The organism is Anaerolineae bacterium (genome assembly GCA_014360855.1).
In the GTDB taxonomy this organism is placed as follows: Bacteria; Chloroflexota; Anaerolineae; order JACIWP01; family JACIWP01; genus JACIWP01.
The window spans coordinates 1-23,535 of the sequence record JACIWP010000008.1 but is presented as its reverse complement, the minus strand read 5'-3'; the positions used below and the strand labels follow the sequence as shown (position 1 = coordinate 23,535).

19 protein-coding genes are annotated in these 23,535 nt (G+C 63.2%); 4 read left to right on the top strand and 15 right to left on the bottom strand.

Annotation, left to right across the window (positions count from 1 at the left end):
• Window positions 1–267 precede the first annotated feature (267 nt).
• The 3 genes from H5T60_00985 (at window position 268) to H5T60_00975 (ending at window position 5,036) form a co-directional block, all read left to right on the top strand.
• On the top strand, window positions 268–2,520 hold the full coding sequence (locus H5T60_00985; protein ID MBC7241006.1) for a polyribonucleotide nucleotidyltransferase: 2,253 nt from the start codon (window positions 268–270) through the stop codon (window positions 2,518–2,520).
• 135 nt (window positions 2,521–2,655) lie between these two features.
• Window positions 2,656–3,198 (top strand): signal peptidase I, encoded by a 543-nt coding sequence (gene lepB / locus H5T60_00980; GenBank protein MBC7241005.1) that lies wholly within the window; start codon window positions 2,656–2,658, stop codon window positions 3,196–3,198.
• Between the two features lie 26 nt (window positions 3,199–3,224).
• On the top strand, window positions 3,225–5,036 hold the full coding sequence (locus H5T60_00975; GenBank protein ID MBC7241004.1) for an AI-2E family transporter: 1,812 nt from the start codon (window positions 3,225–3,227) through the stop codon (window positions 5,034–5,036).
• A gap of 55 nt (window positions 5,037–5,091) precedes the next feature.
• Here the strand turns inward: H5T60_00975 and def are convergent, their stop codons facing one another.
• The 9 genes from def to H5T60_00930 form a co-directional block, all read right to left on the bottom strand.
• Window positions 5,092–5,631 carry a peptide deformylase gene (def, locus tag H5T60_00970; GenBank protein ID MBC7241003.1) on the bottom strand — a complete coding sequence of 180 codons (540 nt, stop codon included), beginning with the start codon at window positions 5,629–5,631 and terminating at the stop codon, window positions 5,092–5,094.
• A gap of 195 nt (window positions 5,632–5,826) precedes the next feature.
• Window positions 5,827–6,645, bottom strand: coding sequence for a BtpA/SgcQ family protein (locus H5T60_00965; protein MBC7241002.1), 819 nt, complete (start codon window positions 6,643–6,645; stop codon window positions 5,827–5,829).
• A gap of 64 nt (window positions 6,646–6,709) precedes the next feature.
• Window positions 6,710–8,251, bottom strand: coding sequence for an FGGY-family carbohydrate kinase (locus H5T60_00960; protein MBC7241001.1), 1,542 nt, complete (start codon window positions 8,249–8,251; stop codon window positions 6,710–6,712).
• Between the two features lie 14 nt (window positions 8,252–8,265).
• Window positions 8,266–9,333, bottom strand: coding sequence for an aminopeptidase (locus H5T60_00955; GenBank protein MBC7241000.1), 1,068 nt, complete (start codon window positions 9,331–9,333; stop codon window positions 8,266–8,268).
• A 19-nt stretch (window positions 9,334–9,352) separates the two neighbouring features.
• Window positions 9,353–10,405, bottom strand: coding sequence for an ABC transporter permease (locus H5T60_00950; GenBank protein ID MBC7240999.1), 1,053 nt, complete (start codon window positions 10,403–10,405; stop codon window positions 9,353–9,355).
• Window positions 10,406–10,427: 22 nt separating this feature from the next.
• Window positions 10,428–11,432, bottom strand: coding sequence for an ABC transporter permease (locus H5T60_00945; protein MBC7240998.1), 1,005 nt, complete (start codon window positions 11,430–11,432; stop codon window positions 10,428–10,430).
• Window positions 11,433–11,445: 13 nt separating this feature from the next.
• A complete protein-coding gene (locus H5T60_00940) occupies window positions 11,446–12,960 on the bottom strand; it encodes a sugar ABC transporter ATP-binding protein (GenBank protein ID MBC7240997.1) in 1,515 nt (504 codons plus the stop codon).
• 133 nt (window positions 12,961–13,093) lie between these two features.
• Window positions 13,094–14,134 (bottom strand): autoinducer 2 ABC transporter substrate-binding protein, encoded by a 1,041-nt coding sequence (locus tag H5T60_00935; GenBank protein MBC7240996.1) that lies wholly within the window; start codon window positions 14,132–14,134, stop codon window positions 13,094–13,096.
• A 184-nt stretch (window positions 14,135–14,318) separates the two neighbouring features.
• Window positions 14,319–15,062: a DeoR/GlpR transcriptional regulator gene (locus H5T60_00930; GenBank protein MBC7240995.1), complete on the bottom strand. Its 744-nt coding sequence runs from the start codon at window positions 15,060–15,062 to the stop codon at window positions 14,319–14,321.
• Between the two features lie 228 nt (window positions 15,063–15,290).
• Here H5T60_00930 and H5T60_00925 point away from each other — a divergent pair, with 228 nt between their 5' ends.
• Window positions 15,291–15,776, top strand: a complete 486-nt coding sequence (locus H5T60_00925) for an HAD family hydrolase (protein ID MBC7240994.1) — start codon at window positions 15,291–15,293, stop codon at window positions 15,774–15,776.
• 11 nt (window positions 15,777–15,787) lie between these two features.
• On the opposite strand, the gene H5T60_00920 is transcribed toward H5T60_00925, so the two are convergent.
• From H5T60_00920 to H5T60_00895, 6 genes are all read right to left on the bottom strand, one after another.
• A complete protein-coding gene (locus H5T60_00920) occupies window positions 15,788–16,003 on the bottom strand; it encodes a hypothetical protein (GenBank protein ID MBC7240993.1) in 216 nt (71 codons plus the stop codon).
• Between the two features lie 108 nt (window positions 16,004–16,111).
• Entirely contained in the window at window positions 16,112–16,660 is a 549-nt protein-coding gene (locus tag H5T60_00915) for a DUF2478 domain-containing protein (GenBank protein MBC7240992.1), read from the bottom strand.
• Window positions 16,657–17,778, bottom strand: a complete 1,122-nt coding sequence (locus tag H5T60_00910) for a geranylgeranyl reductase family protein (GenBank protein ID MBC7240991.1) — start codon at window positions 17,776–17,778, stop codon at window positions 16,657–16,659. The genes H5T60_00915 and H5T60_00910 overlap by 4 nt, the downstream gene beginning before the upstream one ends.
• Window positions 17,779–17,803: 25 nt before the next feature.
• The gene (locus H5T60_00905) at window positions 17,804–19,522 is read right to left on the bottom strand and encodes an arginine--tRNA ligase (protein ID MBC7240990.1); all 1,719 of its coding nucleotides are present in this window, start codon (window positions 19,520–19,522) and stop codon (window positions 17,804–17,806) included.
• A 19-nt stretch (window positions 19,523–19,541) separates the two neighbouring features.
• Window positions 19,542–22,334 (bottom strand): DNA polymerase I, encoded by a 2,793-nt coding sequence (gene polA / locus H5T60_00900; protein ID MBC7240989.1) that lies wholly within the window; start codon window positions 22,332–22,334, stop codon window positions 19,542–19,544.
• A 46-nt stretch (window positions 22,335–22,380) separates the two neighbouring features.
• A complete protein-coding gene (locus H5T60_00895) occupies window positions 22,381–23,178 on the bottom strand; it encodes a response regulator (protein MBC7240988.1) in 798 nt (265 codons plus the stop codon).
• Between the last annotated feature and the right edge of the window lie 357 nt (window positions 23,179–23,535).

Here is a 23,535-nt window from a genome sequence, read left to right as displayed (position 1 = left end):
GCAGTTTGTGATACAGTACCATTGGTCGTAATGACAATGGACATGCCGCGCAGGTCATGGCACGGTGGCCAGAAGGGACAGGAATTGGGAAGCATGCCTAAGGGTTGGAATGATATGATCCAGCATGCTTGGGCCGGCTTCCCAGTCCCTGACCTCTGGCCCCCGATGCTCGCCTTGCTGAACCATTCAGCCGGCGCATCTCCCATGCCTGCCCCATGTCCCTTGTCTCCGTGACGCATTTTTCAAAACAAAGGGAGTAGTACAGCTATGGAAGTGAAACGGTATGTTGCAAAAGTGGGCGAGCGAGAGGTCATCATCGAGACTGGGAAGCTCGCCGGCCAGGCAGGCGGCGCGGTGACAGTGCGCTGTGGCGATTCCGTCCTGCTGGCGACCGCCACTGCGGCGAAGGAACCGCGCGAGGGGGTTGACTTCTTCCCGCTCAGCGTCGATTTTGAGGAGCGGCTGTACGCGGCCGGCCGCATCCCGGGCAGTTTCTTCCGCCGCGAGGGGAAGCCCACGGAGCAGGCCATCCTGCAGGCGCGCTTGATTGACCGCTCCATCCGGCCCCTGTTTCCCAAGGACTTCCGCAACGATGTCCAGGTCATCGTCACCGCCCTCTCCTCGGATGAGGAGAACCCGCTGGACATCCTGGGCATGATCGGCGCCTCGGCCGCGCTGACCATCTCCGACATCCCCTGGGAGGGTCCCATCGGGGCAGTGCGGGTGGGCTATGTGAACGGCCAGTTCGTCTTCAACCCCACGCTGTCGGAGCTGGAGCAGAGCCTGCTGGATATCCGCCTGGCCGGCTCGGAGGATGCCATCATCATGGTTGAGGCCGGCGCCAAAGAGGCGCCCGAAGAACTGGTGGTTCAAGCGCTGGAGGCCGGCCACCGCGCCATGCAGGACTTGATCCGCGTCCAGCGCCAGATGCGCGAGGAAGTGGGCAAGCCCAAGGTCGAGTATGAGCCGGTGCAGATGGACGAGGCGCTGGCGGAGCGCGTGCGCGCCATGGCCACTGAGCCTATCAAGCAGGTACTGCTGGAGAAGGACGACAAGCACGGCCGGCGCGAGGCTCTCGATGCACTGTTGGAATCCATCGTCGAACAGCTTACCCAGGAGCTGGGCGAAGAGAACCTTGACCTGAACACGGTCAAGACCACCTTCGACGATATCGTCAAAGCCGAGGTGCGGCGTGCCATCCTGGAGGAACAGCGGCGTCCCGACGGCCGCAAGCCGAACGAACTGCGCCCGCTGTACTGCGAGGTTGGGGTTCTGCCGCGCACCCACGGTTCCGGCCTGTTCGTGCGCGGCGAGACCCAGGTGCTCACCATCGCGACCCTGGGAACCACCGCCGAGGAGCAGAAGCTGGACAGCCTGGATTCCGAGGAAACCAAGCGCTACATTCATCATTATAACTTCCCACCGTTCTCCGTGGGCGAGGTGCGGCCTCTGCGCGGCCCCGGCCGGCGCGAGATCGGCCACGGCGCGCTGGCAGAGCGCGCCCTGGTGCCCGTCCTGCCCTCCGAGGAGGAATTCCCGTACACCATCCGTCTGGTCTCGGAGGTGTTGTCCTCCAACGGTTCCAGCTCCATGGCCAGCGTGTGTGGAAGCACCCTGGCGCTGATGGATGCCGGCGTGCCCATTAAGCGGCCGGTGGCCGGCGTGGCTATGGGCCTTATCACCGACGGCCAGCGCTACGTCATTCTGACCGATATCCAGGGTTTGGAAGACCATGAGGGCGACATGGACTTCAAGGTGGCCGGCACGCGCGAGGGCATCACCGCCCTGCAGATGGACATCAAGGTGAAGGGCATCTCCTCGCAGATCCTGTCCGAAGCCCTGGCGCAGGCGCGGGAAGCCCGCCTGCAAATCCTGGACTTCATGGCCCAGACCATCAGCGAGCCGCGGCCGGAGCTGTCGCCGTACGCGCCGCGCATTATCAAGCTCACCATTGACCCGTCCAAGATCGGCATGCTCATTGGCCCAGGCGGCAAAGTGGTGCGCAAGATCCAAGAGGATGCCAAGGTCGAGATCCAGATCGAGGAGGACGGCACGGTATATATCGCCGCACGCGCCGACTCCAACCCTGACCTGGCTGTGCAGATGGTCGAGCAGATCACCGAGGAAATCCAGGTCGGCAAGATTTACACGGGCAAGGTGGTGCGCATCACCGACTTCGGCGCCTTCGTGGAAATCCTGCCGGGCCAGGACGGATTGGTGCATATCTCGCAGTTGGCCGATTACCGCGTGCCGCGTGTGGAGGATGTGGTACGCGTGGGCGATGAAGTCATGGTGATGGTGACCGATATCGACCCCGAAGGGCGTGTGCGCCTCTCCCGCCGTGCGGTGATGGAGGGCTGGACGCCTGAGGAAGCGCGCATGCACGATAGGCCGCCGGCGTCCAATAAGAGCGAGGGAGGTCGGCCCCGCAGTGAGTCCGGCCGGCCGCCGCGCAGCGGCGGAGAGCGCAGCGGTGGAGAACGGCCGGTGCCCTCCGGCCCCCGCCGGCGCGGCCGCTAACAATGAATGATGCGGACAGGAGGGACCAGGCCGGCCTGGTCCCTCTTTTCCACACTCTGCTCGCTCACTGCAATGGGGAAACCGAACATGGACGAGGATTATCAACCCAACCCCATCTTGTCTCAACCGGAAGATATGCCGACGCCCCCGTCAGCGCCCCGCCGGCCGGCCCTGCTGGCCTGGCTGCGGGAGGTCGTCGAAACCCTCCTGCCGGCGGTGGTCATCGCCGTGCTCATCAACATGTTTCTGGCGCAGGCGACGCGCGTCTACGGGCAGAGCATGGAGCCTACCCTGCACACCAACCAGCGGCTTATCGTGGAGAAGATCACCTACCGTTTTCACGGCCCGCGTCGGGGCGATATCGTGGTGCTGAAGCTCCCCGAGCACAGCGAGGAACTGCTCATCAAGCGGGTCATCGGCCTGCCGGGCGAGAAAGTGGAGATTCACGACGGGACGGTGTACATAGACGGCCGGCCGCTGGACGAACCGTATCTGGCGCAAAAGACCCCTGGCAGTATGCCGGCGGTCGTCGTGCCGCCTCTGCATGTCTTTGTGCTGGGGGACAACCGTTCTGCCAGCAACGACTCGCGCGCCTTCGGGCCAGTGCCGATTGCCAATATTGTTGGCAAGGCGTGGCTGTCCTATTGGCCTCCGCAAGCGGTGCGGGTCTTCGACTGAGTGGTTAGAGTAAGGTGCCGGCGGGGATGAGCGAGCAAAAGCCCGAACTGCCCCTTCCGCAATCGGTATCCAGGCGCTGGAGCGCCCAGGCCAAGCTCGTGGTGGTCATTGCCACCATGATCGCTGTGGTCTGGGCGCTGTTCCGCTTCAGCAGTTTGCTCTCCCCGCTCATTATCGCTGTTATCCTGGCCTATCTCCTCACGCCGCTGGTGAACTGGCTGCATCGGCGCGCTCGCTTCCCGCGTGTGGTGGCCCTGCTGGTGGTCTATATCATACTGCTTGGCCTTATCAGCGTGGTGCCCCTGTTGGTGGTCCCGCCCCTGGTCAAGGAATTCGGGAACTTTCGGCTGGACCTGGAAAGCATCATCGTCAATGTTATAAGCTTCCTCTCCCGGCCCATCAGCGTCCTGGGCTTCGTGCTGGAACCCCCCAATATCTATGACCAGCTTGTGGCCACCCTGCGCGGTCTGTTGTCGCCCATGGCGGTCAGCGCTGTCAGCATCCTGATGGGCATTGCCAGCAGTTTGGTCTGGCTGATTTTCATCCTGGTGGTCTCTTTCTACCTCATCAAGGACGCGGATCCCATCATGCATTATCTGCGCGGCATGATCCCACCGGACCTGCGTCCTGATGCGGACCGGCTGATCGCGGAAATCGGGGATATATGGAACTCGTTTTTCCGCGGCCAGCTTGTGCTGAGCGCCACTGTCGGGGTGATCACCGGGGTGGTCGTCACGGCGTTGGGGCTGAGCAATGGCGCGATACTCGGTTTGCTCGCCGGCGTCCTGGAAGTGATCCCCAATTTTGGGCCGGTGCTGGCGGCGATCCCTGCCATCCTGCTGGCGCTGTTCCAGGGTTCCAAGTTTATCCCCATTGGCAACGGCTGGTTCGCGCTGGTGATCGCCGGCGCCTATGTCCTCATCCAGCAGATCGAAAATAACTACCTGGTGCCGCGCATCATCGGGCGCAGTGTCAAGCTGCATCCGGTGGTGGTGCTGGTGGGCGCGGTGGCCGGCGCCTACCTGGGCGGCATCCTGGGCGTGTTCCTGGCCGCGCCGGTCATCGCTTCGGTGCGGGTGCTGGGCCGCTATCTGTACCGCAAGGTGCTGGATATGGAGCCTTTCGAGCCGGTGCTGGTGCCCCTGCGCGAGCCGGAGCCCATGCCCATCGCCGGCATGCTCTGCGGCCGGGAAATCAACGCCATCCTCTTTGACCTGGACGGCACCCTCATGGACACCGACGATGCCATGATTGACGCCTGGGCGGAGCGCATCAAGGCGGCGAACCCGGCCTGGTCATCCCCGGAACTGCGGAATGCCCTGCGCCGGCTGGTTATGGCCGGCGAAAAGCCCACCAATGCCCTCCTGACCTTTTTGGACCGGCTGGGGCTGGACCGGCCGGCGTTCCGGTTGAAGGCCCAGCTTGACGCCATCCGCAAAGAGGGTGAGGTCTCGTTTCGGCCCATGGAAGGGGCCCAGGATGTGATCCAGTCCCTGAGCACCCGGTTCAAGCTGGGAATTATCACCACGCGCTCGCGCCAGGAGGCCCAGGCCTTCCTGCGGCAGGCCGGCCTGGATGGCCTGTTTCAGGTCATCATCACCCGCGATGATGTGGAGCGGCTGAAACCCCATCCCGAATCGGTCTGGCGCGCCGCGCTGGAGCTCGGGATCCCGGCCCAGCGCTGTGCCGTGGTGGGGGATACGGATGTGGATATCCAGGCGGCCAAGGCCGCCGGCGCCCTGGCGATCGGGGTCCTCTCCGGCTTTGGCGATGAGAAAGACCTCTCCCAGGCCGACGTCATCCTCAACTCCATCCGCGACCTGGACAAGTGGCTGTAACGTAAAACGGCCAGGCAAGGACTTGCCTGGCCGCAGAGCGCGGGACCCTCGCAGTTTACGCTTTCAGCTCCTCTGGCATCTCCAGCGGCACGACCTCCCCTTCGGGCGTCACCCGCCGGAGCAGTTCGGGCGATTCCACCCGGTCGATGAATAGGATGCCGTCCAGGTGATCGATCTCGTGCTGGAAGGCGCGCGCCAGGAAACCGTCCGCTTCCACCCGGGTGGGCCGGCCGCGCACATCCTTTCCCTTTACCGTCACCTTCAGTGACCGCTTCACCGGGCCGATGATGTTCGGGATGGAGAGACAGCCCTCGTTCTCGACCGCCTCTTCTTCACTGCGCTCGACGATCTCGGGATTGACCAGGGCGAAGAGTTTGCCGGCGAGGGGATGTTCGTATTCCTCCGGCAACTGCACCACGATGATGCGCTGGGAGATGCCGATTTGCGGCGCGGCCAGTCCGACCCCATCGGCGGACTGCATGGTCTCGACCATGTCATCTACCAGCTCCTGGAGGGCCTTGTTGAATTGGGAGACCCTCTTGGCCGGCCGGCGCAGGACTGGCTCCCCTAACGTATATATCTTCCGGACAGTCATGGCATGCTCTCTTCGTTCGGGCTAAGGTTTAGCAAAATCATTATACTCCTGAACATTTTCCCTGTCAAAAAGTATACCCGCCGGCCGGCGCTTCTGCGACACAAACAGATGACAGTCACCTGCGCGGCGACTGTCATCTGATCGTACCGGAATGGCTTCACCTTGAGCCAGGAGTACGTCCAGGGTCGGGATACGTTACTCCAGCGAGCGGCGCAGTTCGCGCACCTTGTCCATGAGCGCTTTGACCCGCTTCGCGTCCACGGGGTTCCAGATGTTGCCATCCACTTTGAACGCCGTGCCGACGATGGCTCCATCGGCGATGGCGAGCTGTTGTTCCACGTTTTCCAGGCGCACGCCGGTGTTAGCGAAGACGGGCACGTCCGGCACGGCATCTTTGACCAGTTTGAGCACCTGGGTGGAGGTCTCGGCGCCGGCGGTCAGGCCGGACACGCACAGCGCATCCGGTTCGGCGTTGAAGACCGTGGAGCGGGCGATATCGGTCACCGAACGGTTGCCGAGATAGGCGGCGGCTTCTGGCACGATGTTGAAGAAGAGGCGGACGTGGCCGGCGCCGATGGCGTGCTGATGGCGCACCACCTCGCCGCAGTTGGTGTTCCACAGACCGAAGTCCGAGGCATACACACCTGTGAAGATCTCGCGCACGAACTGGGCGCCGGTGGCCATGGCCAGGTCGATAGAGGCCTTCGGGTCCCAGAGCACATTGACGCCGAAGGGCACGCGGATGGCCGGCTTGAGTTGGGCGATAATGCTGGCCATGCAGGCCACCGTGATCGTGTCCACCTTCGTGAGGTAGGGTAGGCTGAACTCGTTGGAGAACATGACGGCGTCTACCCCGCCTTCCTGCAGGGCCAGCAGGTCGGCGCGCGCCTGCTCATACACCCAATCCAGCCCCTTCCGCGGGTCATATTTCGGGTCGCCGGGCAGTGCCTGCATGTGACACATGGCAATAATAGGCTTTTTGACCCCGAAAAACTCTTCCGTCCAATATTTCACTGCGCTCCTCCATACACGATGTGAGATATCGGCGAACCAGGGTGGGCCGGAAAATGGCCGGCGGTTATGCTTCCCCCGCAATATAATCCGATAGGCGGTGCATCAGGGAACGGGTCGCCCGATACAGCTCGCGGAAAACGGCGTAATGGAAGTCATATGCCGGCCGATCCCTCGTGTCCGGCTGGACCACCTCGCGAATGGTGACCCACTGGCGGATGTCCGCCAGGCTCTGGAAGAGGCCGATGCCGCGGCCGGCCAGGAAGGCGTCCCCATACGAAGCGCCGATCTGTTGGGCGGGGATGTGCAGTTGTACCCCACAGGCATCGGAGACGATGCCCATCCACAAGCGGTTCTTGGTGCCGCCGCCCACCGCCAGGATGCGCGCCGGCCATACCTTTTCCTGCTCCATAACCTCCAGGTTGTGGCGGATGCCGTACGCCACCCCCTCCAGCAGGGCGCGGTATATGTCCCCCTTGGTGTGTTCCAGCCGCAGGCCGAACAGCACGCCGACGGCCTTTGGGTCGTGCAGAGGGGTGCGCTCGCCGGCGAAGTAGGGCAGAGCGATGAGCCCACGGGCGCCGGCGGGAGAATGGGACGCCAGCTCGGCGAACTGGGCATAGGCGTCTGGCCCGCCGGCTTTCTCCTGCTCCATTTCCCATGTGCCGAACTGATCGCGGAACCAGGTGGTGAGACTGCCGGCGGTGGACATGCCGCCCAGGAAGGAGTAGGCGCCTTCCTCTAGGAAATTGGAGCTCCAGAAATGTTCGGTCTGTATCAGCTCAGCGGTCTTCATGATGAAGAAGATGCTGCTCCCGAACATGAGCATCATGTCGCCGAAATCGGCAACGCCGGCGCTGAGCGCTTCGGCCGCGGCGTCGGTGGTGCCGGCGACCACCGGTGTGCCTTCCGCCAGGCCGGTTTCCTCCGCCGCCTGTCGGGTGACCCTGCCGACGACCTCATAGCTCCAGTACGCTCGGGGGAGCCGCTCCAGCGGGACGATATGGGCGGCGACCTCAGGGATCCATTCCCTGCGGCGCACGTCGAAGAGCGGGGCATAGCCGGCGGCCGTGTAAATGTCAATGGAGGGTACCCCCGTCAGCCGGTACACCAGGTAGGCCTCGCTGGTCAGGAACCAGCGGGCGCGGGCGTACACTTCCGGCTCGTTGTTGCGGATCCAGAGGATCTTCGGCCCGGAGGCCTGAGAGGTCAGGTGGGAGCCGCTGATGCGGTAGATGGTGTCTTTGCCGAGGATGGCTTCCAGTTGGGCAATTTCTTTCGATGCGCGCGTGTCAATGCCGTAGAGGATGCCTGGGCGCAGGGGCCGGCCGGCCTCATCAATCGGCAGGACGCACGAGCCGATGGCGCTGGTGCCGATGGAAAGGATTTCGCTCGGGCGGATGCCGCTTTTCTCCAGCAAGGCGCGCACAATGACGACGAAATCGTGCCACCATACACTGTCCGCGTCCATCTCAAAATGGCCCGGCTTGGGCATGTCCATGCCGTGCGGCACCGTGTGGCTGGCGACCAGCGTGCCGTCCGGCTTCACCAGCACGCCTTTGGAGGAATAGGTTCCGATGTCGACGCCCAACAGGTATCCTTCTGCCATAGCTTGCCCCCGTCTCAGAGCAGGACCCTGCCGTTCTGGAAGATCAGCTTGCCGTCCAGGTAGATTTCGCCCTCCTGGCGCATATCCTTGACGATGTCCCAGTGGATGGCCGATTGATTCGTGCCACCTACGTGGGGATATGCTCGACCCAGCGCGATGTGCACCGTGCCGCCCATCTTCTCATCCAGGAGGATATCCTTGCAGAAGTGGGTCACGGCGGGGTTGGTGCCGATAGCGAACTCCCCGATGCGGCCGGCGCCGGCGTCGGTGTTCACGATGGCCTGTAGGAAGTCCTGGTTGGTGGAGGAGCGCGCTTCTACCAGCGTGCCCTTTTCCCAGCGCAGGGTGATATCGTGCATCAGCCGGCCGCCCAACACCCCTGGGAATTCAAAGTAGATGGAACCCTCTACGGACTCCTCCACCGGCGCGGTGGCGATTTCTCCGTCCGGCATGTTCATGTGTCCATCGGCCACGTCCCATGTGCGGCCGGCGACGGAAAAGCGCAGGTCGGTGCCCTTCCCCACCACGCGCACCTCTGTACCCTTGTTCAGTTCCTCGGCCCAGCGGCGCCATTCCCTGGAGACGGCCGGCCAGTCCAGAAAGCAGGCGTCGAAGAACATATCGGTGATCGTTTCCTCGTCCACGCCGGCCTGCATGGCCAGCGCCGCGTTGGGCACGCGCACCAGGCACCAGCGCGTCTTTTGCCAGCGCAGTGTGGAGATCTGTCCCATCGCCTTACGGAGCAGGGAGAGTTTGTCGGCGGGGATGTCCCAGAAGACGTCCAGGTTATGGGCGCCGCGCAGGCCGAAGTAGACATCGGCCCATTCCATGCCGTAGGCCTCGATTTCCGGCACCCAACCGATCTGCTCCAGACTGCCGTGCTTCAGCACCAGCCGGTTCAGCTCTTCGGAGAGGAACTGCACCTGGGGGTAGGCGCCGGCCTGGATGTAGGCCCGATAGACGGAGTGCATCAGGGGATAGGTCTCCAGCTCCACAAAGGCGATCATCACGCGCTCGCCGGGGCGCACGCCGGCGGAGTAATTCACCAGCAACTGGCCGAGCTGAATCCAGCGCTTGTCCATGTGTGTGCTCCCAAAAGGTTTATGAGCTTTGGGCGCGGCGCCCGCGGATGAAGTAGTTGGCGACGAAAACCAGGATCAGCAGGACGCCCCAGGCGAAGTCTTTGAAGAACGTACTGCCGCGCACGCCGGACAGGGCCATCTGGAAACCTGTGGACAGGATCTGCAGGATGACGACGGCGATGAAAACGTCAATCACCCGGCCCATACCCGGGTTCACGTTGGCCAGCACGCAGATAAGGATGGTCAGCAGGACGTAGGTGGTGGCGCCGTACTCATACGCCGCTGACATGGTGCGTCCCATGATAAGGATGCCGGTCACCGCAGAAAGGATACCGCTGTAGATGTAGGCGCCCATGAGAATGGCGCGGTTATCAATGCCGGAGAACTCCGCGGCCACCGGGTTGGAGCCCAGCAGGCGCGCCTTGAATCCGAAGCTGGTGCGGTCCAGGAGGATGTACGTCAGGATGGTAAAGCCTATAAAGATAAGGAAGGGGATGGGGATGCCTAGGATGGTCTGGGCGCCAATGACAGAGAGTTGGGTTGGGAAGCCTGTGACGGTGGCGCCGCCGGTCAGGCCTACCGAGATGCCTGTGAACAAGGTCATCGTGGCCAGGGTGGCCAGGATGGGGGGGACACCGACGTAGCCGATCAGCAGGCCGTTGACCATGCCGCACAGCCATCCGACGGCGATGGCGATGAGGAAGGCGACTGCCAGGTACAATGTCACGACGGCGCCGGCGGCGTCCTTGGGGATGAACTTCACCATAAAGAAGCCGGCCAGCACCGCCGCCAGGTTGGATGTGGCATTGACGGACAGGTTAATGCCGCCCGTGTAGATGGAAATCATCATCGCCAGCGTCAACACCCCCAGCTCGGGCATTTGAAACCCCATGGAGGTGATGCTGCGCACCGTGAGGAACTTCTCCACGATGATGGAAAAGAACACGAACAGGATGACAGCGAGCACCAGCAGTTGAATGGTCTCACTGCCGACGCGGATTTTTCGGAAGGCGCCGGCCAGTGGCTTGCGGCGAACAGGTGCGGCGGGTTTATCGTTGGTTCTTTGCGTCATCCCTCTATTCTCCGTCCCAAAATTATGCCGCTTCGGTGGTGCGGCGGAGCCGGCGGGCGCGCTGGGCGCGGATGGCCGGGATGGAGGTGAACACCACCAGGATGATGCCCACCACCAGCCTCTGCCACTGCACCGGGATGCCCGTCAGGATCAGCGCACGGTTGATAATCTGGATCAACAGCACGCCCAGCGTGGTGCCGATGACCGTGCCGCGTCCCCCGGTGATGGAGGCGCCGCCCAGGATGATGGCGGCCAGCACGTCCAGCGGCTGGGTGATGAAGAGCACCGGGTTGAAGTAGCGGCTCAGGAAGCCCTGGGTCACGCCGGCGATGGCCGAAAGCACTCCCATTAAGGCAAACGCCACCATCCAGATAAAGTTGACGTTGAAGCCACTGCGGATGGCGACCTCTTTGTTTCCTCCGATGGCGAAAAGGCCGCGGCCGATAATGGTGTATTTCAGCATCCACCAGACGAACAGCCCGATGACCACGGCATAAATGATGGAGACATGCAGGCCGGTCTGGCCGACGTAAGGGTCTTTGGCTGTGATCAGGAAGCGGGCGTAATAACCCACAGTGCCCTGGGGCAGGTCAAAGTTGGCGGTCGCGCCGATGAAGAAGAGGTTGAATCCGTACCACATAGTGTAGAGGGCGAGGGAGACGTTGAAGACCGGCAGGTTGAAGCGGGTCACTAGGAAGCCCATCAGCAGGCCGGCCAGCAGGCCCATGGCGCCGGCGATCAGGAAATACAGCAGGGTGCCGCCTTCATAGCCCAGCTTCAGCAGGAACATATGGGTAGTATATGAGGTCATGGCGGCGATGGCGACGAACGAGATGTCAACGCCGCCGGCGATCATCAACGGCAGTACGCCGAACGACATGATGAAATACACGATGGAGGCGCGCAGGGTGTCAAACAGGGTGGAAATGGAAAAGAAGGCAGGGTTGATGATGCCCACCACCAGGGAGAGCGCCACCAGGATCAGAAAGATGATAAACTCATGGGTGCGGATAATCTTTTTCAGCATCTGACGCCCTTTGCTAACTGGAATGTGCGGTTGCGGCCGCGACCAGCTCCGCGTTCAGCACCTGTTCGGTGATCTCCTCGCGGCGGAACTCGCGGGCGATGCGGCCGGCACGCATCAACAGGATGCGGTGACAGGTCTGCATCAGCTCCGGGATGTCGTCGGAGATGAGCAGGATGCCCATGCCCTGATGGGCTAACTGGCGGATCAATTCGTGGATTTCGGCCTTGGAGCCCACGTCCACGCCCACGGTCGGGCCGTTCAGGATGAGCACCTTTGGGCTGCGGGCGATCCACTTTGCCAGCACCACGCGCTGTTGGTTGCCGCCAGAGAGGGTTTTGACGGGCAGTTCCCCCGAAGGGGTTTTGATTTCCAGATCGCGTATCCAGCGCTCGGCTTCGGCGGACTTTGTCCGCAGGTCCAGCAGGCCCAGCCGGCGCAGGAACCGCTCGATAAGCGTCACAGTGACGTTATCGGAAATGGGCTGGTCCAGGAACAGCCCTTCGCGAATGCGGTCTTCGGGGACGTAGCCGATGCCGTGCGCTACCGCATCGGTGATACTGCGGATAGCGATTTCCTTGCCTTCGATGAAGATGCGGCCGGCATCGGCCGGCATCACCCCAAACAGCGACAGGGCCAGCTCGGTGCGGCCGGAGCCGAGCAGGCCGGTGATGCCCAGCACTTCATGGGCCTTCAGCTCGAATGACACGTCGTAAAAACCGCCCTCCAGGGTCAGCCCTTCCACGCGGAGCAGGGGAGGCGCTGTCTCGTCAATTTTCTCGAACGTGACGGTGCTGGTATCGATCCGGCGGCCCGTCATATAGTAGGCCATGGTGGGGATGTCGAGGCCGGCGGCTTCCTGGTCCAGCACCTTTTTGCCGTTGCGGAAGATGACGGTGCGGTCCGCGATCTCCATCACCTCGTTGAGCTTGTGGCTGACGAAGAGGATGGCCAGCCCTCGTTGCTTCAGCTCCCGGATGACGTTGAACAGCGCCTGGATCTCCCGCTGGGTGAGGGCGGTGGTTGGCTCGTCCATGATAATGATACGGGCGTTGGCCAAAAGGGCCTTGATAATGGCGATAAGCTGGCGGTCGGCCGCCGGCAGGGTCTCCACCACGGCGTCCAGCGGCAGGGAGGCGTTGATCTTGGCCAGCCCTTCCCTAGCGATTTGCTCGACCTCTTTCCAATCCACTATTTGCTTGCCGCTGGCAAGGAGTTCGTTGATGGCGATGTTTTCGGCGACGGTAAGGTTGGGGAAGAGGGAAAAGTCCTGGTAGATAACCTGAATGCCCTCGTGTATGGCCTCGATGGGGGTCAGGCGTTTGTAGTGATGCCCGTTGATGTAGATATCGCCCTCATCTGGGGTGTAGACGCCGGAGATGATTTTGATCATGGTGGATTTGCCGGAGCCGTTTTCGCCGACCAGACAGCAGATCTCGCCGGCGCGAATTGTCAGGCTCACGTCATCCAGCGCCACCACGCCGCCAAACCGCTTGCTGATATGTTCAGCTCGCAACAGCTCTTCCGTCATGAGATAACACCCTTTCCAGGAAGATGAAAGGTACGAATGCCTTGCACCGTTCGAGGTGCCCCCATATATGGCGGCTTGCCGGTCGCCATATATGGGGGTCTGACAGCGTTACGCTCCAAGGGCGCCGGCTGGTTTAGAACGGGTACTTATCCATGTTGCTGGCGTCAATCTTGATCCAGGCGGAGCCGTAGATGACCGGCACGCCGTTGACGCCCTTGCGCAGGATGATCTTCTCATAGCCGGGCACGCCCAGGTCCATGCCGTCGGTGATCTGCTCGCCCTTGATGAGCTTGTAGGCGACCACCATACAGGCATAGCCGGCGGTGGCCGGGTCCCAGGCCATGGCCAGGTCCACCGCGCCCGTCTTCAGCAGTTCGCCGGCATAGGAGGTGATGCTGGTGCCCACGACGGCGATCTTGTCCTGCAGGCCGGCCTCCTCAATCGCGCGGCCGGCGCCCACCACGTCGCCGGCGGCCGAGCCCAGCACGCCCTTGATGTCCGGATGCGTGCGCAGGACGTCCTTCATGGTGTTGTAGGCGACTTCCTGGTCCTCTTTGGACTCGTACTTGGCGATGAACTGCATCTTGGGATAGTTCTTCTCGGCGTAGGCCTTGGCGCAGTCCTGCCACTCGTTGTGGGAAGCGTTGGTCAGGGAGCCGACGAACTGGATGTACTTGCCTTCCTCGCCGGTGCGCTTGGCCAGCTCCTTCATCATTTCCTCGCCGTAGGCGCAGTTGTCGAAGGCCTCCACGTCGTAGTGCAGGGTGCCCTCGTGGGCGGTGGCGGCCTCATGGCCGATGACGATGATGCCGGCGTCCATGGCTTTCTTCTGGGCCGGCTCGTTCTCCGGCACGCCGTACGGCACGTTGCAGATGGCGTCCACGCCCTGGGCGATCAGGTTTTCAATGATGGCGACCTGCTGGGCGGAATCCACCTGCGAGGGGCCTTCCATGAAGGCCTTCACCCCATAATCCTTGCCGAACTGGAGCACGCCCTCTTCCAGGCGCTTGAACCAGTTGAAGGCGATGGACTTGACGACGGCCGCGAAGACCAACTGCTTCTCCGGCGCCTTCGTTGGGGCCTGTGTGGGCGCGGGTGTGGCGGCCGGCGCGCAGGATGCCAGCATGGCCGCAATCACCAGGACCGACAGCACCATGAAAATGCTCTTTTTCATAGCCTCCTCCTGTCACACAATGTGGGTTCGCTCAAGATGGACCGTACACCGCACATTCTGGAGCCGCGCTCCAACAAACACCGTCTGCCGTTACCCGGAACCTCTCACCTCCTTTCTATGTTAGGCCTGGCACAGGATTCGCCTGTTTTACCGTGCTGGCGGACAGTGATGGGACAGAGGCGGCTTATGCCAGCACGACCTCCACACCCATTTCGCGGATTTGTTCGATCATTTCAGGGGAAGCGCCGGCATCCGTGACGATTTTGTCCACCGCGGTCAGGGGGGCCACGCTGACGAACGTGGTCACGCCGAACTTACTGCTGTCGGCGACCACGATCTTCTCACGCGCACTGTGCAGGAGGTTTTTCTTGATCTGCGCGTCTTCCATGTTATATTCGGTCAGCCCATCATCGAGGCTGATGCCGGCGATGCCGATGAAGGCCTTATCCACATGGAACTCCTGATACACACGCTCCGGCAGGGCGCCGATCATAGAAAGCTCGCGCGGCCGGACAATGCCCCCCGTGATAATCAGACGGGCGTCTGCTTCCAATGAGAGGACATCCACCACCCGGTTGGCGATGGGCAGACAGTTAGTGATGATGGTAAGATTGCGCTTGCCCTTCAGCCAGCGCACGATTTCCAGGGTGGTCGTGCCCACGTCCAGCGCGATGCTGTCGCCGTCGTAAATCAGCTCCGCCGCCTTACGTCCGATGGCCACCTTGACCTCCTGGTTCTTGGCGGCGCGCATCGGGAAAGGCGGTTCATAACTGCGGCCGAGATTGGCCACCGCTCCGCCGTGAATGCGGCGCAGAAGCCCGCGGCGATCAAGCTCGTTCAGGTCCCGGCGAGCGGTCATTTCGGAGACGCTGAAAAGCTGGCAGATTTCGGGGATGGTGATGCGGCCCTTTTCCAGAACGATCTCGATAATTCTGCTGTGCCGCTCGACCGCTTTCATGGCACCCGCTCACGTTCGGTTCTGTTTATATGATACACGAAAAATGTTCGAATGTCAATAGTTCGAACGAACATGGAAGCTTAAAATTTCGCGCCGGCCGGCAAATTGCCGGCACTCCCATTTGTGCCCTCGCCATACCCCGTGCTATACTGGAGTTGAACATTATGATTGACAGCTTCGCGGAGAGGTGCCCAGATCATGAGGGAACGCGCCGGCGTGCATATCGAACTCCCCGGCCAGGGGAACCTGACCATCCGCGCCCTGGTGCTGGACCTGAACGGCACGGTGACGACGGATGGCTCTCTGATCTCCGGCGTCGCAGAGCGGGTGCGCGCTCTTTTGCCCCTGGTGGAGGTCTTTCTGGTGACCGCTGACACGTTGGGAACCGCCGGCGTCGTCGCACAAACGCTGGGTTGCGAACTGCATGTGTTGGAAAAGGGCAGGGAGGCGGAGCAGAAGCGGGATTGGGTGCGTCAGTTGGGCGCCGGCCACACGGCCGCCATCGGCAACGGCGTCAACGATGCGCTGATGCTGAAAGAGGCGGCGCTGGGCATCGCCGTCATCGGCCAGGAAGGAACCGCCGTCCAAGCATTACTGGCCGCGGACCTGGTCGTGCCCGATATCCGCGCCGCGCTGGACCTGCTGTTGCGGCCGGCGCGCCTGACCGCGACATTGCGCCGGTAGCGCCGGCGAGGTCAGCTCCTAAAGCTGAAATTGGGCGGCTGGAGGGAAGCGGTCTCGCTCTCGGCAAGCTGTTTCTCCAGCAGTCTGACCCGGTGCACCAGGTCCGGGTGGATCTGGCTGAGCGGTTCTTTCTCTTCCAGAACCACATAGCTGTCGGGATATTGGAAGGAGAAGCCGAACCGCGCATCGCGATAGGTCAGCCACTGGGCAGGTGATGGACCCGGCATGCTCGTTCCTCCGGCGGGGCCGCTGGCCGGCGCAGTGCCCGGTTCTGTACTGCCCGGTGTCTCTCCGATGCGCACTCCGCCCGGAGTGCTGGGGGATTGGCCGGCCGGCTATCCCCACAGCCGGCGCGCCAGCTCCTCCGGCAGTGCGTTCCGATTGTCCAGAGTGACCTCTACCCGCCAGATAGGGGCATGGGCCGTGCCGGCCAGCCGTTCCTGGAGCGTCTCGACCAGCTCTGGCCGCACCACCATCAACACGCGGACGTTCGGATGGTCACCGACCGTATCCAGGAGTGGGGCGAATCCCTCTCCCCGCAGGAGTTCCAGGGGACCTATCTCATCGATGATGACCAGGTCGTCGCCGGCGCGCAGCGCCTCTTCCACCAGGTGCATGCCCCATCGAAGGGCTCCTGGGTCCATGACGAACGGCCCGACCCGCGGGCCGGCCTGCTCGCCGGCCGCCCCGGTGCTGTACTGCAGTCGCATCTCGCCCGTGCGCAGGTCCTGTAAGTAGGCGCCGGTTTTCTCTCCCTGTTGGTTAAACAGCGCGGGGGAAATGAAGCCGCCGATGCGTTTGCCCCGCCGGCGGCCCTCTTCCACCAATCGCTGACAGACGGTGCTCTTTCCCACCCGACGTGCGCCGGTCAGCAGGATGATCATGGCAGGCGCACCAGCCCTTCCAGGAAGCAGAGGAGCAGGCCGGTCATCATACGGGCCTTGCTCGCGCGGCCGTTCAGCCAGCCGGCGAACAGCTCGGTGGCGCGGCGGTTGCGCACGCCGTAGCGGTAGCATGCCCAGGGATGCTCGTAAAAGAGGCGTGCCAGCAGGAGGATGGGGCGGAGCCGGGAGCGGGCGTAGCGTTCCACGGCACGCGAATAGGAGGGCACGCGCTCGCGGATGATGGCCTCCGCCGCCAGTTTGGCGCTGGCAACGGCATGCCGGATGCCTTCTCCGCTCAGGGGGTCCACCAGGCCGGCGGCGTCGCCGGCCAGCAGGGCACGCGTCGTACCGCGGGGTTCCGGCCCTCGATAGACCGGCAGGGTGTGTCCGTGCCAGGGCGCATTCTCCAAATCCAGGCCGAATTTGTGCATTTCGCGATACAGCACGGCGCGCAGTTCACTGCCCTTGCCGCGCAGTTGGCCGATGCCGATGGAGAGATGCTCGCCTTTGGGGAAAATCCACAGGTAGCCGTTCCGCAAGGCGCCGAACTCGAACAGGGCGGTATCGGCGAAGCGTTCCACCACCGCCGGAGCCGGCGCATATTCCACCTCCACCGTCCCCACCAGCTCTCTTTGCCGGCGCAGGCCGAGCTGATGGGCCAGGCGCGAATGGGCGCCATCGGCCGCAATGAGATAATCGGCGAAGAGCACATCGCCGCCGGCTGTGCGCACCCGCACGCCATCGGCCCCCTCCTCGACCTCTGCCACCGCCGTGCCATCCCATACGTCGGCCCGGGCATGCTGGAGGATATGCCAGTCGAAGCGGTCGCGCATGACCATGCTGATGGGCCGGCCGGCCAGCGGCCAACGCACTGCCTGCTCGCCCCGCCAGGAGTAGAGCACATACGAGGGCCGGCGCTCGACAACGGGGTCGAAGGAAAATGGGAACAAGCGGAAGACCACCGCGGGGACCGCGCCGCCGCAGGGCTTATAGCGCGGCAGGCGCTCTTTTTCGATGACCAGGACGCGGGCGCCGGCCTCTCCGAGGAAATAGGCGGCGGAACTGCCAGCGGCGCCGGCGCCGGCGATGATCACGTCATAGCGCGAGGCTCCCACCATGCCCCTCCGCACTGGTGCCCAGAAATTACATAGTTTCGGGAGCGCTCATGCCCATCAAGCGCAGGACCTTGGCCAGCACCAGCTTGGTGGCGGCGACCAGCTTGAGGCGCGCTTTCGTGATGGCCTCGTCCTCGGGCAGGCTGGACAGCACGCGGCAGTCGCGATAGAAGGCATGGAAGGCGCTGGCCAGGTCCATGGCGTAATAGGTGAGGTGGTGCGGCGCAAGCCGTGTGGCGGCCAACTCGATGATCTCCGGCAGTCGGAGCATCTCGCGGATCAGCGCGATCTCCGAGGGATGCTGGAGCAGGGAGGTGTCGCCGGCGCTGTAATCGATGTCGCCGGCCTTGCGCAGGATGCTGGCGATGCGGGCGTGCGCGTACTGGACATAATACACTGGGTTCTCATTGGAGTGTTCCTTGGCCAGCTCCAGGTCGAAGTCCATCTGGCTCTCGGCAGCGCGGGAAAGGAGGAAGAAGCGCACCGCATCTGGCCCCACCTCTTCCACCACCTCCCGCAGGGTGATGAGGTCGCCCGTGCGCTTGGAAAGCCGCACCACTTCGCCGCCGCGTTTCAGCGTCACTAGTTGATACAGCAGGAGGGTGAGGCGGTCCGGGTCTAACCCCAGCGCCTGCATCATGATCTTCATGCGCGGCACATGGCCCTGATGGTCGGCTCCCCAGACGTCAATGACCCATTCGAAGCCGCGCACGACGAATTTGTTGTAGTGATAGGCGATGTCCGAGGCGAAATAGCCGGGCGTGCCGTCGGAGCGGATGAGCACCTCGTCCTTGTCGCCGCCGAGCTTGGTGGCCGTGAACCAGACGGCGCCCTCCCGTTCCTCGACCATGCCGGCGGCCCGCAGGATGTCCATCACCTTTTGGAAGGTATCGTCCTGATAGAGGGAGCGTTCGGAGAACCAGCAATCGTAATAGACGCCGATCAGCTCCAGGTCCTGGCGGATGCCGGCGACGGTGCGCTCCAGGGCGATCTCGCCCAACTGGCGGGTGGCCTCCTCGCGCGGCATGTGGAGGAACTTGTCCCCGTATTCCGCCGCCAACTGCCGGCCCAACTCGATCATGTACTGGCCGAAGTAGCCGGCCTCGGGCATGGGTTCGTCAATGCCCAGGGCCTGGACATAGCGCACATAGGCGGTGGCGGCGAAATTGTCGAACTGGGTGCCGCGGTCATTGATATAGTACTCGCGGTAGACGTTGTAGCCGGCGGCCTGCAGGACGTTGGCCAGCGTGTCGCCGATGACGGCGTTGCGCGCCGAGCCGATGTGCAGGGGGCCGGTGGGGTTGACGCTGACGAACTCCACCTGGGTCTTCTTGCCTTTGCCCAGGTCAATGTTGCCGAAGGTCTCGCCGGCGGCCAGGATGGTGTCCACCTGGCGGGCGATCCATTCCTGGCTGAGGGTGAAGTTGATAAAGCCCGGCCGGGCGGCCTGCACCTTGGCCAGCATGGGGGTGGTGGGGAAATGGGCCACGATGGTCTCGGCGACCTCCAGGGGGCGCCGGCCGACTTTGCCGGCCAACTGCAGGGCCAGCGGCGTGGCGTAATCCCCGAGGTTGGCCTGCTTGGGGCGTTCGAGGATGATCTCCGGCAGTTCCAGCTCCGCCGGCAGGGCGCCGGCGCGCTGGGCGGTTTCCACAGCCTCTTTCAGCAACCGGTTGAGTTCACGCAGGATCAATGTAGGTCTCCTCCAGCTCGATGTTCTGCAGTGTATGCGCGCGACTGGGCGCATCCGGTGCCGGCGGATGTGCTCAGCACGGTTCCATCTGCCCCCAATTGGGGCCGGCCTGACAGTCCACTTTCAGCGGCACTTTCAGCGGATACGCGTTCTCCATGATGTCCTTCACCAGGTGAGCGGCCTGCTCCTTCTCCTCCGCCGGCACCTCCAGCACCAGCTCGTCGTGCACCTGGAGCAGGAGCCGACTGCGCATGCCCTGCTCTTTCAGGGCTTTGTGCAGGCGGATCATGGCGATCTTGATGATGTCGGCCGCGGTGCCCTGCACCGGCATGTTGATGGCCATGCGCTCCGCGGCGGCGCGCAAGCCGGCGGGTATCTTCTGGCCGGCCTGCAGTTCCGGGAAGTAGCGGCGCCGGCCCAACAGCGTCTCCACGTAGCCCATCTTGGCGGCCTGCTCCTTACAGCGTTCCACATATTCCTTGACCCGGGGGTACTGCTGGAAGTACGCTCGGATGAAGGCCGCCGCCTCCTCATTGGACATGCCGGTCTGCTGGGCCAGGCCGTAGGCCGTAACGCCGTAAATAATAGCGAAATTTGTCGTCTTGGCAATCCGGCGCATCTCCGGTGTCACCTCTTCCTTGGGCACGTGGAAAATGATGGAGGCGGTGAAGGTGTGAATGTCCTCGCCGCGCTGGAACGCCGCCACGAGCTGTGGGTCATCGGTCATATGGGCGAGGATGCGCAGTTCCACTTGGGAATAGTCCGCCGAAAGCAGGAGCCAGCCCTCCTCGGCGACGAAGGCCTCGCGCACCCGCCGGCCGATGGGGGTGCGGATGGGGATATTCTGCAGGTTGGGGTCGCTGGAAGAGAGCCGGCCGGTGACCGTGCCGGTCTGGTTGAAGGAGGTGTGCACGCGCCCGGTCTGCGGGTTCACCAGCGCCGGCAGTGTCTCGATATAGGTGGACTTGATCTTGGCGATCTGGCGGTGCTCCAGGATTTTGTCCACCACGGGATGGGCGTCGCGCAGTTTCTCCAGCACGTCCGCCGAGGTGGAATACTTACCGGTGCTTGTCTTCTTCAGCCCTTTGGCCGAAAGCCCCAGATGGACGAACAGGGCGTCCGAGAGCTGTTGGGAGGACTGCAGGTTGAAGCGGTAGCCCACCATGCGGTATATTTCCTCTTCCAGCTCCCACATGCGGGCGGCCAGCTCGCGGTCCAACTCCTCCAGGACCCCGACATCGAGCTTGATGCCGGCCATCTCCATATCGGCCAGCACCTCCACCAGCGGCATCTCCACCTCGGTGAACAGGTGCCAGAGGTTCTTCTCCTTCAGCTCCGCCTCCTGCAGGGGTTTCAGGCGCAGGAGCATATCGGCATCCGCCGCGGCATAGGGGCCGGCCTGTTCCACAGGGACGTTAGCCATGCTGTCCTGATGCTTCCCGCTCCCAATCAGCTCGGTGATGGGGGTCATCTCCATGCCCAGCCTCTGCCAGACCAGGTTCTTGAGGCCCAGGTTGCGGCTGGCCGGGTCAATCAGCCATTCGGCGATCATGGTGTCGAAGAGGAGGCCCTGCACCTCCAGGCCGTGCCGGCGCAGGATGATCAGGTCATAAATGGCGTTGTGGGCCACCATGGGGATGTGGGGGTTGGCCAGCACAGGATGCAGGAGCCGGCGCACCGTTTCCATGGACAACTGCCGGCCGCGCGCATGCCCGACCGGGATATAGTAGCCCTCGCCGGCCTTATCGGAGAGGGAGATGCCCACCAGCTCGGCCTCCATGGGGCGCAGGCCGGTGGTCTCGGTGTCGAAGGCCACTGCCGGCGCCTTCTCCAGCCGCTTTGCCAGCTCCTGAAGCTCTGCTTCGGCTTGTACCAGGTGATAGGTGCCGAGGGCTGGCTTGGGCGGGAGCGTCACGGGTTGGGCTGCCGGCGCCGCCTCTGCCGGGAAGATGGAAAGCTGGGTTGGGCCGGCCGGGGCAACTGGTGCCGGCAGTCGGGGAACCAGCGACCGGAACTCCAGCTCGCGGAACAGCTCCAGCACTCGCTCGCGGTCGTAGCCGGCGAAACGGCAGGCGTCCAACTGCAGGGCGATGGGGGCATCGCGCAGGATGCGTGCCAGCTCCTTGCTCAGGAAGGCCTGCTCGCGGTGTTCCTCCAGCGCCTGACGCAGGCGGGCGTTGGTAATCTCATCCAGGTGCTCATAGATGTTCTCCAGGGTGCCATACTTCTGCAAAAGCCGGGTGGCGGTCTTCTCGCCGACGCCTGGCACGCCAGGGATATTGTCCGACTTGTCGCCGATGAGCGCCTTGAAGTCGACGAGCTGATGGGGTCGCAGGCCGTAGCGCTGGAGCACGGCCTTCTCGTCGTAGATGACGATGTCGGAGAAGCGCCGGCCGGAGGTCATCACGCGCACGAGCGGGTCAATGAGCTGAAAGGCGTCGGTATCGCCTGTCACGATCAGGGTGGGCATGCCCTGCTGTTCGGCCTGGGCGCTCAGGGTGCCCAGCACATCGTCCGCTTCGTATCCCTCCAGGGTGAAGATGGGGATGCGGAATGCTTCCAGGAGCTGGTGGATGCGTTCGAGCTGATAGCGCATTTCGTCGGGCATGACGGCGCGATGCGCCTTGTATTCCGGAAAGCGCTCGTGGCGGAAGGTCTTGCCGACGTCGAAGGCGACGGCGAGGTACGCCGGCTGAAGCTCCTGGAGCACATGGAGGAGCATGGAGGTGAAGCCGTAGACCGCGTTGGTCAGCTCGCCGCGCGAGGTGGCCAGCGTCGCCGGCAGGGCGTGGAAGGCGCGGTAGGCCAGCGAATGCCCGTCGATTAATACCAACTGTGGGCGGTTGCCCTCATTTTCTGGTGTCACGTTTGTCTCTCCTTCCAAGTGGGGCACTGCCTGGATAACAGGCACACTATTCGAGCAAGCCGGCCAGGCGTTCGGCGGCCTGGCGCATCTGATAGCGCAGTATTCCCAGCGGGGTGCCGGCGCCCAGGATGCAGGCCAGGAGCCAGCCGGGGCGCACGGTCTGCCAGTAGATGCGCCGGCGCGCCCCTTCCAGATATCCGTGATAGACGCCGGCCTCTCCGGATTCCCCCACCATGCCCATGATCTCCTGCGCCTCCTCGTGCAGGCGGCGCAGGAGCGGGGCGAGGGATTCCGGCTCCACGCGGCCGATGGCGCCGGAGGCCAGCGCCACACCCATGGGGCCGACCAGCAGTACCGCTTCGGAGACCAGTTCCCGCTGGAGTTCGCCGACCACGCGGATAATGGCCTGGTCGCGCGAGGCACTGGGCGGCGGCTGGGGAGCAGGGACGGCCGGCTCTACCTCTGGCGGCGCGGCCGGCGGCTGGCGCTCCATGGCCTGGCGCAGGATGCTCTGTAAGTCGTCGAAGAAGAAGGGCTTGGGCAGGACGCCCTGCACCTCGATGGAGCGGAAGCCCTCGTCCAGCTCTTCGCCCTCCAGGGGGATGAGCACCAGCCGCAGGGCCGGGTAGCGCCGGCGCACCTCCTGCACGAATTCGAGCGGGATGGTGTCCTGCAGGCCGGTATCGATGATGGCCATGTCGAATGCGGTGCGCGCCAGGCGTGCCCAGGCATCTTTGGCAGAGGTCGCCGCTTCGGCCAGGTAACCCAGCGCCTGGGTGATGGTCTGGCAGAGCATCTGTGCGAATGCCGGGTCGTTGTCAACGACGAGGACATGCGGTGGCATTGAGCATCACTCCCCGCCGGCCGCGGTGGGTTTTCCCCGGGATGCCGACACTCCGCATTATACGATTTCGGGCAGGGCTTGTCAACGCCCTGCTGGGACGACTTGACTATGAAAGGGATTCTAGCTATGATTTAATAGCTAATTGCACTGTAGGAATAGGGTCAAACTGCATTACAGGCGTAGGAGCAGCCACTTGGACGCTACGGCATTGAGAGAACTGGTGCTCCAAAGACTTTCCGAAGTCGGGTTCATAGTCACTGATGAGGGCATTCTCTGTCCCTCAGTAAGTGGCAAGGAGGGGCTTCGGAAGCTCCATCGACCTGCATCTTATTTGGAAATTACCGCTCGACACGATTG

Excerpts from the sequence above, each read along its gene's own strand:
- H5T60_00925 (MBC7240994.1), top strand. The coding sequence starts at position 15,291 with ATGAGGGAACGCGCCGGCGTGCATATCGAACTCCCCGGCCAGGGGAAC.
- H5T60_00975 (MBC7241004.1), top strand. The coding sequence starts at position 3,225 with ATGAGCGAGCAAAAGCCCGAACTGCCCCTTCCGCAATCGGTATCCAGG.
- H5T60_00895 (MBC7240988.1), bottom strand. The coding sequence starts at position 23,178 with ATGCCACCGCATGTCCTCGTCGTTGACAACGACCCGGCATTCGCACAG.
- H5T60_00910 (MBC7240991.1), bottom strand. The coding sequence starts at position 17,778 with ATGGTGGGAGCCTCGCGCTATGACGTGATCATCGCCGGCGCCGGCGCC.
- H5T60_00945 (MBC7240998.1), bottom strand. The coding sequence starts at position 11,432 with ATGCTGAAAAAGATTATCCGCACCCATGAGTTTATCATCTTTCTGATC.
- H5T60_00940 (MBC7240997.1), bottom strand. The coding sequence starts at position 12,960 with ATGACGGAAGAGCTGTTGCGAGCTGAACATATCAGCAAGCGGTTTGGC.
- H5T60_00905 (MBC7240990.1), bottom strand. The coding sequence starts at position 19,522 with ATGCGCCCAGTCGCGCGCATACACTGCAGAACATCGAGCTGGAGGAGA.
- H5T60_00920 (MBC7240993.1), bottom strand. The coding sequence starts at position 16,003 with ATGCCGGGTCCATCACCTGCCCAGTGGCTGACCTATCGCGATGCGCGG.
- def (MBC7241003.1), bottom strand. The coding sequence starts at position 5,631 with ATGACTGTCCGGAAGATATATACGTTAGGGGAGCCAGTCCTGCGCCGG.
- H5T60_00915 (MBC7240992.1), bottom strand. The coding sequence starts at position 16,660 with ATGATCATCCTGCTGACCGGCGCACGTCGGGTGGGAAAGAGCACCGTC.
- H5T60_00955 (MBC7241000.1), bottom strand. The coding sequence starts at position 9,333 with ATGGACAAGCGCTGGATTCAGCTCGGCCAGTTGCTGGTGAATTACTCC.
- H5T60_00960 (MBC7241001.1), bottom strand. The coding sequence starts at position 8,251 with ATGGCAGAAGGATACCTGTTGGGCGTCGACATCGGAACCTATTCCTCC.
- H5T60_00950 (MBC7240999.1), bottom strand. The coding sequence starts at position 10,405 with ATGACGCAAAGAACCAACGATAAACCCGCCGCACCTGTTCGCCGCAAG.
- H5T60_00985 (MBC7241006.1), top strand. The coding sequence starts at position 268 with ATGGAAGTGAAACGGTATGTTGCAAAAGTGGGCGAGCGAGAGGTCATC.
- H5T60_00935 (MBC7240996.1), bottom strand. The coding sequence starts at position 14,134 with ATGAAAAAGAGCATTTTCATGGTGCTGTCGGTCCTGGTGATTGCGGCC.
- lepB (MBC7241005.1), top strand. The coding sequence starts at position 2,656 with ATGCCGACGCCCCCGTCAGCGCCCCGCCGGCCGGCCCTGCTGGCCTGG.